This window comes from Pseudomonadota bacterium (genome assembly GCA_016195085.1).
GTDB lineage: Bacteria > Pseudomonadota > Alphaproteobacteria > SHVZ01 > SHVZ01 > JACQAG01.
Genome location: JACQAG010000052.1, coordinates 1 through 15,335, shown reverse-complemented (window position 1 = coordinate 15,335; position 15,335 = coordinate 1). Strand labels below are relative to the sequence as shown.

At 64.6% G+C, this 15,335-nt stretch carries 12 protein-coding genes; 3 read left to right on the top strand and 9 right to left on the bottom strand.

Annotated elements, in window-relative coordinates:
- Positions 1-204 precede the first annotated feature (204 nt).
- On the top strand, positions 205-573 hold the full coding sequence (locus HY058_15565; GenBank protein MBI3498715.1) for a hypothetical protein: 369 nt from the start codon (positions 205-207) through the stop codon (positions 571-573).
- 210 nt (positions 574-783) lie between these two features.
- On the opposite strand, the gene HY058_15560 is transcribed toward HY058_15565, so the two are convergent.
- From HY058_15560 to HY058_15530, 7 genes are all read right to left on the bottom strand, one after another.
- Positions 784-1,377, bottom strand: a complete 594-nt coding sequence (locus tag HY058_15560; protein ID MBI3498714.1) for a hypothetical protein — start codon at positions 1,375-1,377, stop codon at positions 784-786.
- Positions 1,378-1,816: 439 nt separating this feature from the next.
- The gene (locus HY058_15555; GenBank protein MBI3498713.1) at positions 1,817-3,211 is read right to left on the bottom strand and encodes an NAD(P)(+) transhydrogenase (Re/Si-specific) subunit beta; all 1,395 of its coding nucleotides are present in this window, start codon (positions 3,209-3,211) and stop codon (positions 1,817-1,819) included.
- Between the two features lie 16 nt (positions 3,212-3,227).
- A complete protein-coding gene (locus HY058_15550) occupies positions 3,228-3,638 on the bottom strand; it encodes an NAD(P) transhydrogenase subunit alpha (protein ID MBI3498712.1) in 411 nt (136 codons plus the stop codon).
- 8 nt (positions 3,639-3,646) lie between these two features.
- The gene (locus HY058_15545) at positions 3,647-4,792 is read right to left on the bottom strand and encodes a Re/Si-specific NAD(P)(+) transhydrogenase subunit alpha (GenBank protein MBI3498711.1); all 1,146 of its coding nucleotides are present in this window, start codon (positions 4,790-4,792) and stop codon (positions 3,647-3,649) included.
- Between the two features lie 150 nt (positions 4,793-4,942).
- Positions 4,943-6,289, bottom strand: coding sequence for an ammonium transporter (locus HY058_15540; protein ID MBI3498710.1), 1,347 nt, complete (start codon positions 6,287-6,289; stop codon positions 4,943-4,945).
- Positions 6,290-6,581: 292 nt separating this feature from the next.
- A complete protein-coding gene (locus HY058_15535; GenBank protein MBI3498709.1) occupies positions 6,582-7,928 on the bottom strand; it encodes an AarF/ABC1/UbiB kinase family protein in 1,347 nt (448 codons plus the stop codon).
- A gap of 184 nt (positions 7,929-8,112) precedes the next feature.
- Positions 8,113-9,912 (bottom strand): M3 family oligoendopeptidase, encoded by a 1,800-nt coding sequence (locus HY058_15530; GenBank protein MBI3498708.1) that lies wholly within the window; start codon positions 9,910-9,912, stop codon positions 8,113-8,115.
- 102 nt (positions 9,913-10,014) lie between these two features.
- Between HY058_15530 and HY058_15525 the strand changes: the two genes are divergently transcribed.
- Positions 10,015-11,808 (top strand): long-chain fatty acid--CoA ligase, encoded by a 1,794-nt coding sequence (locus HY058_15525; GenBank protein MBI3498707.1) that lies wholly within the window; start codon positions 10,015-10,017, stop codon positions 11,806-11,808.
- Positions 11,809-11,973: 165 nt separating this feature from the next.
- Here the strand turns inward: HY058_15525 and HY058_15520 are convergent, their stop codons facing one another.
- Both HY058_15520 and HY058_15515 read right to left on the bottom strand, forming a co-directional pair.
- Complete coding sequence (locus HY058_15520; protein ID MBI3498706.1) at positions 11,974-12,525, bottom strand: cytochrome b; 552 nt, start codon at positions 12,523-12,525, stop codon at positions 11,974-11,976.
- A gap of 28 nt (positions 12,526-12,553) precedes the next feature.
- Complete coding sequence (locus tag HY058_15515; GenBank protein ID MBI3498705.1) at positions 12,554-13,534, bottom strand: NAD-dependent epimerase/dehydratase family protein; 981 nt, start codon at positions 13,532-13,534, stop codon at positions 12,554-12,556.
- A gap of 255 nt (positions 13,535-13,789) precedes the next feature.
- Here HY058_15515 and HY058_15510 point away from each other — a divergent pair.
- On the top strand, positions 13,790-15,335 hold a 1,546-nt coding region (locus tag HY058_15510; GenBank protein ID MBI3498704.1), incomplete at its 3' end, for an indolepyruvate ferredoxin oxidoreductase family protein.

The following is a 15,335-nucleotide window of genomic DNA, read 5'->3' as shown; positions in this document are numbered from 1 at the left end:
TCTCAACGCGCCGCGCCGGCGCGGCCTTAGTCCTAGGATCGTCACCCGTGTCCGTCATAGTCCCTATGCCCTACCCACAAAGGGCTAGAGATTCTCACAGACCGGCTATCGCCTCACGGGTGGGGGAAAAGCACCGCTTACGAAACAAAAGCCGAGGCTGAACGCTTTTACCAGGGCAGAGACCAAGAAGACATTGTCGCACAGGTGTTAAACTATATTTCAACGGGAGAAGATGAAGGGAGTATTCGCCATTTCTGGTGGGCAAAAGACAAGAAAAACTGTGTATATGCACTGTCGACGTTTTGGATATCGGGTGATATGGCACAACTTGATAAAGAAGAAACGATCTTAAAATTGAATGATGTCGATCCTAGAAACGTTAAGATAGAATATGACCCAGAAGGTCCGTTTCGCGTGAACTTTGATCGACAGGTTATCCTAACAGAAGCTGGGTCATTCAAGATGATCTTTGGGAACCAAGCCGCACCTAGACAAGCTGATGACCATAGAATATTAAGAGGTTTGGAGTTAATTTACGGAACACATTGCAAAGGCAAGAAGAAAGCATTCTAGTGTGCTAGCAAAGTTATTGTAGTTGTGTCACCAGGATTTTGGTTGCCTTTTCGTCCAGATAGAACCTGATGGATGTTGGGCCTTCGTAAATCAGGAAGAATGTCGAACCGTCATCCTTCCGTTGCAAACAGATTCCGGTCGATACCCCGTCCTTCACCCCTATGAGATCGCCTCTGAAGACATGATGACCAGGATAGTAATCAGCCATGGCTAGCCGCCGATCAGACACTGGTTTTCATTGGTAACGCGAAGTACCTTGATCGTCACATCGACTGTCAGCCTTACCGTGTGCGGCTTCTTTGTCCTGTCACCCAATAGACGGCCGGTCTTGATCGATAGATCCGAAATCAGCACGTCATCTTCCAACACGACGTAAAGCGGGTCTGCTGTCGGTACGTCACCAACATACTTATGTTTCGGTTCTGGCATTCGTAGAGCATCGAAGAGGGTTGCGATCCGTCCATCCAAATCGCCACCATTTTTCATCAGCGACATTGGCTCCTCATGTCGCAGAAATAGGATATCCACACTGCATGCGAGATTGAGGGAGTTTCGGACTAGTGGGATAAAATTACCAACGTTTGGGACCGGGATTGACGCGCATAGATCGACATATCCAGGCTCAACGGGCGGGACTGGTTCATTGTAGGCGGGCAGATCGACGGTACGAAATCCGACTAAGCCATATTCCTGTGAAGGCTTGGCCAAGACGCGCGCGGTGCGCGCAAGCCCACGGAACACCACATGGCTTTCCCATAGGTCCGCGATTTGGTCATGAAAATCATTGCGAATGCGACTAGCCATCAGCGGCTTCGACTTATTGCCGGATGACGGGAGGTCGCCATCATATATCAGTGTGAATTTCATAAGTTCGAATGGCTCGGCTAGCTGCCGTAGTGCCTTCCAATAGCTTTGTGGCAGACCATTCTTACATTCAGTATCTGGGTTCAAAAATATCTCTTTTGTTGTTGCTAAATATTTATATGCCGATCAAGCCAAGCGAACCCAGTGAAGAACCTTAAGGATCAGACTTTTTGTGCAGCCATGGGATTAATTGGGCAACTGGGTGATTATGTGCAAAGCCCCCTTGGGGAGAGGGCTGGGGTGAGGGGCAGCGTCGCCGCGCTCGATCGCCGCGTGCCAACCGGCAATGCCACGCTGTCGCGGCGCCTCCCCTCACCCGCTCGCTTACGCTCGCGACCTCTCCCCCTGGAGAGGTGAAGAAGGGCGAACGCCGAGCGACCTACGCCAGCGACTTGACCAGATCCTCGGTCATCTTCTTGGCGTCGCCGAACAGCATCATGGTGTTCGGGCGGTAAAAGAGCTCGTTCTCCACGCCGGCATAGCCCGATGCCATCGAGCGCTTGACGAAGAGCACGGTCTTCGCCTTCTCCACATCCAGGATCGGCATGCCGTAGATCGGGCTCTTGGGGTCGGTCTTCGCCGCCGGGTTGGTCACGTCGTTGGCGCCGATCACGTACACCACATCGCAGGTGGCGAAGTCGCGGTTGATCTCCTCCAGCTCGAAGACCTCGTCATAGGGCACGTTCGCCTCCGCCAGCAGCACGTTCATGTGCCCCGGCATGCGGCCGGCCACCGGGTGGATGGCGTAGCGCACGCTGACGCCCTCCTTCTTCAAGATGTCCGCCATCTCGCGGAGCGCGTGCTGGGCCTGGGCGACCGCCATGCCGTAGCCCGGCACGACGATGACCGAGGCGGCGTTCTTGAGGATGAAGGCCGCATCCTCGCCCGCACCCGTGCGTACCGTGCGGTCGCCGCCGGCGGCGCCGGCCGCCGGGCCTGCCACCTCGCCGCCGAAGCCGCCGAGGATCACGTTGAAGATCGAGCGGTTCATCCCCTTGCACATGATGTAGCTGAGGATGGCGCCGGACGAGCCGACCAAGGCGCCGGTCACGATCAGGAGGTTGTTGTGCAAGGTGAAGCCGATGCCGGCAGCGGCCCAGCCGGAATAGCTGTTCAGCATCGAGATGACGACCGGCATGTCGGCGCCGCCGATCGGCAGGATCAACAGGAAGCCGAGCGCGAAGGCGAAGAGGGCGATGAGCCAGAACGCCCCGGTCGACTGGCCGATGCACAGCCAGACGATGAGGAGGACGACGCCGATGCCGAGGGCCGCGTTCAACGGATGCTGGAGCGGGAAGACCAGAGGCTTGCCGGTGATGAGCGCCTGCAGCTTGGCGAAGGCGACGATGGAGCCGGTGAAGGTGATGGCGCCGATGGCGGTGCCGAGGCTCATCTCGATGAGGCTGTTGATATGGATGTGGCCGCGGGTGCCGATGCCGTAGGCCTCGGGCTGATAGAAGGCGGCTGCCGCCACGAATACGGCGGCGAGACCAACCAGGCTGTGGAAGGCGGCCACGAGCTGGGGGAGCGCCGTCATCTGGATGCGAAGCGCGATCACCGTGCCGATCGCCCCGCCGATGAGGATGGCGACCGCGATCAGCGGGTAGCTCACCACGCTCGGCAGCGCCAAGGTGGTGGCGATCGCGATCAGCATGCCGCCGACGCCGAACATATTGCCGTTGCGGGCGGTCTCCGGCGAAGACAGACCGCGCAACGCCATGATGAAGCAGACGCTGGCTACGAGATAGCAGAGAGCAGCGAGGTTGACGCTCATCTCGTATGTCGCCTGCCTACTTCTTCTTCTTGAACATCTGCAGCATGCGCTGCGTGACGATGAAGCCGCCGAAGATGTTGACCGAGGCGAGGATCACGGCGAAGAAGCCCATGATCTTCGAGAAGTCGTACCCGGCCGGCCCGGCGGCGATCAAGGCGCCCACGACGATGACCGAGGAGACGGCGTTGGTGACGCTCATCAAGGGCGAGTGCAAGGCCGGCGTCACCCGCCAAACGACGTAGTAGCCGACGAAGCAGGCGAGCACGAAGACGGTCAAGCCCATGATCGTCGGATCGAGGCCCTGCGCCTCGCCGGCCTTGAGCGCGATCCCGGTTGCGTCCTGGGCCAGCTGGCTGGCCTGGTCGGCAAGGGCGCGCGCGGAGGTCGCGAGCTGGGCCGCCCGGTCGACGAATTTTTCCGGATCCATGGCTCCTCTCAGCCCGCGAGCGAGGGGTGGACCACGAGGCCGCCCTCGGTCAGCAGCGTTGCCTTGATGATCTCGTCGTTCTTGTCGAGCTTGAGCGCCTTCGTTTCCTTGTCGACGATGAGCCCGAGGAAGGTGGTGACGTTGCGGGCGTAGAGCTGGCTCGCATCGACCGCGACCCGGCTCGGCATATTGGCGTGGCCGACGAGCTTGACCCCGTGCTTGACCACGATCCGGCCGAACTCCGACAAGGGGCAATTGCCGCCCTGCTCGACCGCGAGATCGACGATGACCGAGCCCGGCTTCATCGTCTTCACCATGTCCTCGCTCACCAGCACCGGCGCCGGACGGCCGGGGATGAGTGCGGTGCAGATGACGATGTCCTGCTTCTTGATGGTCTCGGCGATGAGGGCGGCCTGCTTCGTCTTGTAGGCGGCGCTCATCTCCTTGGCATAGCCGCCGGCGGTCTGCGCCTGCAGGAACTCCTCATCCTCGACCGCAACGAAGGTGGCGCCCAGGCTCTGCACCTGCTCCTTGGTCGCCGGCCGGACGTCGGTGGCGGACACGATGGCGCCCAAGCGCCTGGCGGTGGCGATCGCCTGCAGGCCGGCCACGCCCACCCCCATGACCAGGACCCGGGTCGGCGGCACCGTTCCCGCCGCCGTCATCATCATCGGGAAGATGCGGCCGAACTCCGCCGCCGCGTCGATGACTGCCTTGTAGCCGGCGAGGTTCGATTGCGACGACAAGACGTCCATGCTCTGGGCGCGGGTGATGCGCGGCAAGAGCTCGAGGGCGAAGGCGGAGAGCTTGCGATCGGCATAGGCCTGGATGAGCGCCTTGTCGGCATGAGGGGCCAAGAGGCCGATAAGGGTGGCGCCCTCCTTGATGCGGGCGAGCTCGTTCGGCTCCTCGGAGGGGCCGAGCGGCCGCTGCACCTTGATGACGATGTCGGCCTCGGCGAAGGCCGCTTCCTGGCTCTGGGCGATCTGGGCTCCGGCTTGGCGGTAGGCTTCGTCGAGGAAGGAGGCGGCGGCACCGGCGCCGGTCTCCACCACCACCTCGAGGCCGAGCTGGATCAGCTTCTTGACCGAGTCGGGTGTAGCGGCGACCCGCGCCTCATGCGCCCGGCTTTCCTTGGCAACGGCAAGTTTCATCAGCCCACGGCCCCCGGTTCAGCGGGCGCCACAATGCCTTGCATCGCCGCTTTTGTGAAGGCCGAAGCGATTTCTCCCCACCCCGCAAGCAGAAGAGGCGGCCAAACCGGCCGCCTCCTCCCACCCTGGAGGCACGAACGCCCCCGGACCTTAGGGCACGACCTCGCCATGCAGGTTGAGATCGAGCCCGTCGCGTTCGACATCGAGATCGACCCTGAGGCCGATGACCGCGTCGATCACCTTGAGGATGATGAGCGTGGCGATCGCGTCGTAGACCACCACGGTGACGATGCCGATCGCCTGGTAGAGCACCTGGACGCCATTGCCTTCGATGAGGCCGGAGGTGCCGCCATACTCGTTGATGGCGAAGACGCCGGTCAAAAGCGCCCCGGCCGCGCCGCCGACCGCGTGCACGCCGAAGGCATCGAGCGCGTCGTCATAGCCGAACATCGATTTGAGCGACACCGCACCCCAGTAGCAGACGAGACCGGCGACGGTGCCGATGACCAAGGCGCCGAACGGTCCGACGAAGCCCGAGGCGGGCGTGATCGCAACCAGGCCGGCGACCGCTCCCGAGCAGATGCCGAGCAGGCTCGGCTTACCCTTGATCGCCCATTCCGCGAACATCCAGGAGAGCCCGGCGGCCGCGGTCGCGATCTGGGTCACGGTCATCGCCATCCCGGCCTGCAGGCCGGCGCTCGTCGCCGAGCCGGCGTTGAAGCCGAACCAGCCGACCCAGAGCAATGAGGCGCCGATCATGGTGTAGACGAGGTTGTGCGGCGCCATGTTCTCGGTGCCGAGGCCCTTGCGCTTGCCCAGGACCAGCGCCGTCACCAGGCCGGCGACGCCGGCATTGACATGCACCACGGTGCCGCCGGCGAAATCCAGCACGTGCACCCAGGCGGCATCGTTGCCGCTGTTGAAGATGCCGTCCGGACCCCACACCCAGTGGGCGATCGGCGCATAGACGAGGGTCGCCCACAGCGCCATGAACCACAGCATCGCCGAGAACTTCATCCGCTCGGCAAACGCGCCGCAGATGAGCGCCGGCGTGATGATGGCGAAGGTGAGCTGGAAGCACATATAGACCATCTCGGGGATGGTCGGCGCCAGCGAGTTGACCGAGGGAACCGACTTCGAGTTGGCCGCGATGTCGCTGGCGACACCCTGGAGGAAGGCGCGGCTGAAGCCCCCCAAGAACGGCGTGCCGGCGGTGAAGGCGGCGCTGTAGTTGACGATCATCCACAAGATGGTGACGAGGCAGGTGATGGCGAAGCTCTGCATCACCGTGTCCAGCACGTTCTTCTTGCGCACCATGCCGCCGTAGAATAAGGCGAGCCCCGGTATCGTCATCATCAGGACCAGGGCCACCGAGGTCAGCATCCAGGCCGTGTCGCCGGAATCGATCTTCGGCGGATCGGCGGCGAAGGCCGAAACCGGTGCCGCGGCCCATAGGAGGGCTGCGAGACCCAGAGTTTTTCCGTGCTTAGTCGTCATTGCTGTCACCCCATCCCTCTCGCGGCATCTCCGGCCACGTTCAAACTGCCAAGCCGCGCGCGAGGGCTAGGCCCGATGGCGGCCGAGGATCCCCCACGGCCGCCGCCGCCCACGCTGCAGCGCAGCAGGAGGAACAAGATCCATGCCAACCCAGAGAGAAGGCGGCGGGCATGGAGTTTCCGCGGGTGACCTGCTTGGCCGGCCGCTTCGGCCGGGGCCGAGCCATGGCTGAATTGCACAATTTCTGGGCAGTTGCGCCGGTCGCGCGCGAAAACTAGGCAAGGAGCCCGGCTCAGGCGGCGGGCGGCAGCCCCACGGCCTTGAGCGCGGCCGCCTGGCGCTTACCCAGCCGCTTCGGATCGAAATCGGCGATCAGCTCATGGAAGAGCCGATGCCAGTTGATCTCGGCCTTGAGCCTGAGGAAGACCGAGCCCAAGCCGATGGCGGCCCGGTCCATCAGCACGAACTCCCGAGGCGGGGTTACCCCGCCCAGACGCCTGAGCTCGCCATGCACCTTCTCGGCGGCCTCGCGGCCATAGACGCCATCCTCCTTCTCCTGGATGCGCCGGGCGCGGTCTTCCAGGAGCGGCGAATAGACGAACCGGGCCCAGAGATTGAGGACCTCGATCACCTCGCGCGAGAGGCCGCGGAAGCCCCAGGTCTCGTAGGCGTGCACGGCCAAGTCGATGTCGCCCCGCTCGAGCGCGCGGTAGAGATCGATCACGCCGGCAACGAAGCTCGGACGGAAGACCCGGATGCAGCCGAAATCCAAGAGGTTGACGCCATCGTCGGCGCGAAGGGTGTAGTTGCCGAGATGCGGATCGCCGTGGATCACGCCGTAGTAGTAGAAGGGCACATACCAGGCGCGGAACATGTTGTAGGCGACGCGGTTGCGGCGCTCGATGGGCGTGGTGTCGATGACCTGGGTCAGCTTGACGCCGTCCAGCCAGCTCATGGTGATGAGACGCCGCGTCGACAGCTCCGGTGCGGGCTCCGGCACGACGACCCCCGTCTCGGCCGCCAGCATGCGGCGATAGAGCAGCATGTGCCGAAGCTCGCGGGCGTAATCCAGCTCCTCGCGCAGCCGCTCGGAGATCTCGGCATGGATATGGGAGGTGGTGACCGCCCGGTCGTAGCGCTCGAAGACGGCGAAGACCAGCTTCAGCTGCCCCAGATCCGCCTCCACGATCGAGTTCATGTCGGGATATTGCAGCTTGCAGGCGACGTCCCGCCCATCGGCGGCGATCGCGCGATGCACCTGGCCCAAGGATGCCGCGGCGGCCGCTTCATGGGAGAAGGAGCGGAACCGCTTCTGCCAATCCAAACCCAGCTCGCCCGCCATGCGCCGGCGCACGAAGGGCCAACCCATCGACGGCGCATCCGATTGCAGCTGGGAGAGCTCGTCGGCATAGGCGCTGGGCAAGGCGCCGGGGATCGTCGAGAGAAGCTGCGCCACCTTCATCAAGGGCCCCTTGAGGCCGCCCAAGGCGGCGCGCAGCTCGGCTGCGTGCTGGTCGCGGTCGAGCCGGAAGCCGAGATAGCGGGCACCGGCGAGACGCGCGGCCAGGCCGCCGACCGCCGCACCCACCCTGGCATAGCGGCGCACCCGGCCCCCGAGGCTGTTCTCGTCGTCGCTCATTAAGATTCCGGCGGGCTTGCTGGAAGCCTCGAATCGTGGCGCGGCCTCCCCTCACCCCAGCCCTCTCCCCGCGGGAGAGGGAGTAGGAAGTCAGCACCCTTCTTCACCTCTCCAGGGGGAGAGGTCGCGAGCGCGAGCGAGCGGGTGAGGGGAGGCCGCGCCGCGTTTCGGTGCCGACCAAGGCTCACGTGCTGGCCTCGAGCTCGTCCACGAATGTCTCGATGACCTTGAGTCCCCGGCGCCAGAAGGCGGGATCGCTGGCATTGAGCCCGAAGGGGGCCAAGAGCTCCTGGTGCCGATGCGTGCCACCGGCCGCCAGCATGTCGAGATAGCGCTCGGCGAAGCCCTGTTCGGCGTCCTGGTAGACGGCGTAGAGCGAGTTCACCAGGCAATCGCCGAAGGCATAGGCGTAGACGTAGAAGGGCGTGTGCACGAAATGCGGGATGTAGGCCCAATAGCTCCGATAGGAATGATCGAACCGGATCGCCGGGCCTAGGCTCTCCTGCTGCACGTCGAGCCATATCTCCGAGAGCCGTTCGGGCGTGAGCTCGCCCTTGGGGCGCTCGCCATGGACCCGGAACTCGAACTCGTGCAAGGCGACCTGGCGCACGACCGTGTTCAGCATGTCCTCGACCTTACCGGCGATGAGCACGCGGCGCCGTTTCGGCTTCTTTTCCGCCTCCAGCAGCGCCCGGAAGGTCAGCATCTCGCCGAAGACCGAGGCGGTCTCGGCCAAGGTCAAGGGCGTGTCGGCCATGAGGTGGCCCTGCTTCGCTGCCAGCACCTGATGCACCCCATGGCCCAGCTCATGGGCCAAGGTCATGACGTCGCGGGTGCGGCCTTGGTAGTTGAGGAGGAGATAGGGGTGCGCGCTGGGCACGGTCGGATGGGCGAACGCGCCCGACGCCTTGCCGGGCTTGGCCGGCGCATCGATCCAGTCGCCCTGGAAGAAGCGCTGGCCGATTTCGGCCAGGCGCGGCGAGAACCGGCGATAGGCCGCGAGCACGGTCGTCTCCGCCTCGGCCCACGGCACGAGGCGGTCGGCATCCTCGGGCAAGGGCGCATTCCGGTCCCAATAGTCGAGCTGGTCCTTGCCGAACCACTTCGCCTTGATGCGGTAGTAGCGGTGCGACAACGGCGCGTAGGCGTCTTTGACCGCCTCGATGAGGGCCGCCACCACCGCGTCCTCGACCTGGTTCACCTTGTTGCGCTGGGCCATGGGGTTGGGATAGTGGCGCCAGCGGTCCTCGATCTCCTTGTCCTTGGCAAGCGTGTTGGTGATGAGAGAGAACAGCCGGAGATTCTCCTCCAGAACTCGGCCCAGGGATTCTGCCGCTTGGCGGCGGGTGCGGGCGTTCTTGGAGCTGAGCCGGTTCAGGATCTCGGCGATGGTGAGCGCCTGTTTGCCCAAGGGGAAGCGGAGTGCGGCCATGGTCTCGTCGTAGAGCCGCGTCCATGCCGATCGTCCGGCCACCTGCTTCTCGTGCAGCAGCCGTTCCATCTCCTCTTTGAGCTGGTGGTCGCGAAAGACCCGGATGTCGCGCAGCCAGGGCCGATAGCGGCCGAGCTTGGCGTCGGCCAGCTTTGTCTGCAGCTCGGCCTCTTCCAGCCGATTGAGCTCGAGGGTGAAGAACAACAGTTCGGAGGCAATGCTGTTGGTGCGTTCCTGCACCGACTGATAGAACTTGCCGATCTCGGGATTGGCGACGTCCTTCGCATGCAGGAGCTGCGCGTAGCTACTGGCGCGTGCCAGGGTCTCGTCGATGCGCTCATAGTCGGCGATCGCCCGGGCGAGATCGCCTCCCGAAGCAGCCGCCAGCCGCCCGGCCCACGCTTCGCGAAAGGCCTTGGCGGCACGCTCCGCGCCATCGAGGTCGCGGGCGAGCTCGGGCGAATCCGGGCTCGGGTAGAGGTCGCGCAAATCCCACTCGGGCAAGCGCCCGAGCGCTGCCTGCGGTCGTTCCGCCGGTTTCGCTCTCGCCATGTCTATCTCCGGGTCCCTTCGTGCCTTATATCTCTGCGGCGCGGCTCCGACAAACAAGGCCAGCCATCGACTGGCCGATGAGGGGGGTGGGGCGGGAGGATCATGGACTACACCGAGATCCGCAATCTGCCTTTGATGTTCTTCGAGCAGGCCGAGAGGAAGGGCCGCCGGCCGTTCCTGTGGCGGAAGCTCGAGGGCAAGTGGCGGAAGCTGAGCTGGGCTGAGGTGGCCGAAGCGGCGAGCCGGCTTTCCCGCGCTCTCCGCGCCAGGGGCATCGGGCCCGGCGACCGGGTGGCGCTGGTTTCCGAGAACCGGCCGGAATGGCTCATCGCCGACGTGGCGATCATGGCCGCCGGCGCCATCAGCGTGCCCGCCTACACCACCAACACCGCCGACGATCACCGCTACATCCTCGACAGCAGCGGCGCCAAGGCGGTGATCGTGTCCAGCAGCAAGCTGGCCGAGCGGCTCTTGCCGGCGGCCTCGCGGGCACCCTCGGTCGAGTTTCTGGTCTCGATCGAATCCTTGCCGCCCGGAAGCGAGCAGGAGCTCCGGTGCTATCTCTGGCAAGACATGCTCGAGGAAGGTGCGGGGCAGGTCGATGACGTGCGCGCGGTCGCCGCCCAGCGGGCGCGCTCCGACATCGCCTGCCTCATCTACACCTCGGGCACCGGCGGCGCGCCCAAGGGTGTGATGCTGAGCCACGGCGCCATCATCTGCAATTGCATGGGAGCGGCCGACGTGCTGGCCGAGCTCGGCCTCGGGCGCGAGGTGTTCCTGTCGTTTCTGCCGTTGAGCCACGCCTACGAGCATTCCGGCGGGCAGTTCTTCCCGATCTCGATCGGCGCGGAGATCTACTACGCCGAGGGTGCGGACGCGCTGGCGCAGAACTTCCTCGAGGCGCGCGCCACCATCATCACCGCGGTGCCGCGCCTCTACGAGGTGCTGCATGGCCGCATCACCAAGGGCGTCGAACGGGCAAGCCCGCTGAAGCGGCTCTTGTTCGAGCGCACGCTGGCGCTCGGGCGCAAGGCCTATGAAGAGCCCGGCAGCCTCACGCTCCCGGAGCGCCTCCTCGACCGCCTGCTCGACCTCCTGGTTCGACGCAAGGTGCGCCGGCGCTTCGGCGGCAGGCTCAAGGCCTTCGTCTCCGGCGGCGCGCCGCTCAACTACGAGGTGGGGGTGTTCTTCATCGCCCTTGGCGTGCGCCTGCTGCAAGGTTATGGGCAGACCGAGGCCGCACCGGTGATCAGCTGCAACCGGCCGTCCCGGATCAAGCTGCACACGGTCGGACCGCCCTTGAAGGGAGTGGAGGTGAAGCGGGGCGAGGACGGCGAGATCCTGGTCAAGGGCGAGCTGTTGATGCAGGGCTATTGGGGCGATCCCGAGGCAACCCAGCGCACCATTCGCGACGGCTGGCTCTACACCGCCGACATCGGCCGCATCGATGCGGACGGCTATATCGAGATCACCGACCGCAAGCGCGACATCATCGTCGTCTCCGGCGGCGACAATGTGAGCCCGCAGAAGATCGAGGGCTTCTTGACCCTGCAGCCGGAGATCGCCCAGGCCATGGTGGTGGGCGACCGCCGGCCCTATCTCTCCGCCTTGATCGTGCCGGACAAGGAGTGGGCCGGCGAATGGGCCGCGGGCCAAGGCCGCGCGCTGGATCTGGCGTCATTGGTCGAGGACGACAATTTCCGCCAGGCGATGTCACAGGCGATCGAACGGGTGAACCTGCGGCTCTCCTCGATCGAGCGGGTGCGCCAGTTCGTCATCACCGCGAACGCCTTCACCCAGGACAACGCCATGCTCACACCCACCCTCAAGATCCGCCGCCACGAGATCCGCAAAGTGCACGGGGCAAGGCTGGATGCGCTCTATGAGGGGCGTTAGCGGCGTATACGACCCTCACCCGCCTCCCCTTCGACAAGCTCAGGGTCGGCACCCTCTCCCGCGGTGCGGGAGAGGGGCCTAAAGCAACGCCGCTCATAGCCCCTCGCCCGCATCGCGGGAGAGGGAGGGACCCGCGCTAGCGGGAGGGTGAGGGTCTGTTCATCGCTAATCTGCGCCCCCTCGCGGCAGCATCCGCTTCAGCACCGCATCGCGCCGCACGAAATGGTGGTAGAGCGCACCGCCCAGGTGGAGCGCCAGCGCGGCCAGCATGAGATAGGCCGTCCATTGGTGGAAGAACCAGGCGGTGTTGCGGATGGGGATGTGCTTTTCCAGGAGCCGCGGCATGGCGAGGCCGAAGAAGCTCACCTCGTCGCCGAAGGCGTTGGCGAAGACATAGCCGGTCACCGGCAGGATCAACAGCGCCAGATAGAGGAATGCCTGCACGCTTCGGGCCACCAGACGCTCCGGACGCGGCATGTCGTCAGGCAATGGCGGCCGCGGATCGCTCCGGCGCCACAGCACCCGGAACACCGCCACGGCGAGGATGATGAGGCCGACCGACTGGTGGATGGTGACGAGGGACTTCTGCGCCGCGCCCTCCTCCATATTGGTGAAGGCAAGCGCCAGGAGATACATAGCGAGCACCATGGCGGCCGCCAGCCAATGCACCCACTTGCTGACAGAGCCATAGCTCTCCGCGGTGTTCTTGAGCGCCATCCTCTTCGCCTCCGGCAGATTTACCGCCCTAGAGCCGGTGATAGTCACGGTACCAGGCGACGAAGCGCGGAACGCCGTCGTCGATCGTGGTCTTGGGCTCGAAGCCGAGATCCCGGCGAGAGGCTTTGATATCGGCGAAGGTATCCTTGACGTCGCCAGGCTGAATCGGCCGATGATCGAGGATCGCTTGTCTGCCGACCGCCGCCTCGATGAGCTGGATGAAGCGCAAGAGCTCCTCGCTGCGGCTATTGCCGAGATTGTAGAGCCGATGCGGCGGCTCCTTGCCGTCATCTTCGGGCGGGCGATCGAGGGCGGCCAGCACGCCGGCGACGATATCGTCGATGTAGGTGAAGTCGCGGCGCATGTCGCCGCGATTGAAGACAGGGATCGGCCGCCCCTCGAGGATCGCCCGGGTAAAGAGCCAGGCCGACATGTCCGGCCGGCCCCAGGGTCCGTAGACGGTGAAGAAGCGCAAGCCCGTCGCCTTCAGCCGGTAGAGGTGGCTGTAGGAGGCCGTCATCATCTCGCCTGCCTTCTTGGTGGCGCCATAGAGCGAGATCGGCCGGTCGGTGCGATCCTTGGTGGAGAAGGGCAGCTTGTCGTTGGCGCCATAGACCGAGGAGGAGGACGCATAGACGAGGTGATCCAGCCGCGGCAGCCGCCGGCTGAGCTCGAGCACGGCCAGGTGGCCCTGCAGATTGGCATCGGCGTAGTCGAAGGGCTGCTCGAGGGAATGGCGCACGCCCGCCTGGGCCGCCAGATGCACGACCTGGTTGACGTCGCGGCGGATGGCGGCGAAGGCGCCGAAGGTCAAGCGGTCGGCGATGCTCATCTCGTGGAAGGCGAAGCCGGGCTGGCCCTCGAGCCGGGCGAGCCGGGCGCGCTTCAAGGCCGGATCGTAATAGGGATTGAGATTGTCGATTCCGACCACGGAATCGCCCCGGGCCAAAAGCGCCATGGCGACGTGGTAGCCGATGAACCCGGCGGCGCCGGTCAGGAGCACGGTCATGGAGGGCTCGAGAGGGTGAGGAATCTAGGGCCGGTATAAGGTGTAACCGCGCCGAACGCACGGGGGAACGACGGGAAAGAAAACATCACCCGCCACCCACGCCAAGGCAATGCCGCCCCGGCCGGTGCCGGAGCCTCGATGCTTCCTTGCGTTTCGAGGAAGCTCCGGGGCTTGTGCGTTGCCAGGCCCCCCTCCCATCTCTAAGTTCTGTTAGGCTCAGCGGACTTAAAAACGGCTTTGGAAAAGGCACCAGAGATGGCCCTCGCCGCGGTCAGCCTCGACGACAAATACACAATCGAGAGCGGCCGAATTTACCTTACCGGCGTGCAGGCGCTGGTTCGCCTGCCGATCCTGCAACGCCAACTGGACGCGGCGGCCGGTCTCAAGACCGGCTGTTTCATTTCCGGCTATCGCGGCTCGCCGCTCGGCGGCTTCGACCAGCAGCTCTGGAAGGCAAAGCGCTTCCTCGAGGCGAATAACATCCGCTTCACCCCCGGCGTGAACGAGGACATGGCGGCAACCGCCGTGTGGGGCAGCCAGCAGGTCAATCTCGCCGAAGGTGCGAAGGTCGATGGCGTCTTCGGCATCTGGTACGGCAAGGGTCCCGGGGTCGATCGCTCGGGCGACGTCTTCAAGCATGCGAACTCCGCCGGCACCTCGCGCCATGGCGGCGTCTTGGCGCTGGCCGGCGACGATCATGCCTGCAAGTCCTCGACCCTGGCGCACCAATCGGAATACGCCTTCACCGATGCCTCGATTCCCGTGCTGAACCCGGCCGGCGTGCAGGAGATCATCGACTACGGTCTCTACGGCATCGCCATGAGCCGCTATTCCGGCTGCTGGATCGCGCTCAAGACCATCGCCGAGACCGCCGACAGCTCGGCCTCGGTCGCGGTCGACCCCGAGCGGGTCAAGATCCTGCTGCCCCAGGATTTCGAGCTGCCGCCGGGCGGCCTCAACATCCGCTGGCCGGACACGCCGTTGGAGCAGGAATACCGGCTGCATCGCTACAAGCTCTATGCCGCACTGGCCTTTGCCCGCGCCAACCATCTCGATCGCGTGGTCATCGACAGCCCGCAGCGCCGCTTCGGCATCGTCACCACCGGCAAGTCCTATCTCGACGTGCGCCAGGCCTTGGAAGATCTCGGCATCGACGATGCGCACGCGGCCGAGATCGGCCTTACCGTCTACAAGGTTGCCATGGTCTGGCCCTTGGAGCGCGAGGGTGTCCGCCACTTCGCCGAAGGCTTGGAAGAGATCCTGGTGGTGGAGGAGAAGCGCGCCGTCATCGAGAACCAATTGAAGGAGCAGCTCTACAATTGGAAGGAGGATGTGCGGCCGCGGGTCATCGGCAAGTTCGACGAGGAGCGCAACTGGATCCTGCCCTCGGCCGACGAGCTGACGCCGGCCGGCATCGCCCGGGTGATCGCCGGCCGCATCGGCCGCTTCTACACGAGCGAGCGGATCCAGCGGCGCTTGGCTTTCCTCGAAGCCAAGGAGAAGGCGCTGGCGGAGCCGAAGGCGGCGTTCAAGCGCACGCCCTATTTCTGCTCCGGCTGCCCGCACAACACCTCGACCAAGGTGCCCGACGGAAGCCGGGCCTTGGCCGGCATCGGCTGCCATTACATGGCGCTGTGGATGGACCGCAACACCGAGACCTTCAGCCAGATGGGCGGCGAGGGCGCCGCCTGGATCGGCCAGGCGCCGTTCACCGAAACGGCGCACGTGTTCGCCAATCTGGGCGACGGCACCTACTATCACTCCGGCATCCTGGCGATCCGCGCCGCGCTCGCCGCCAAGG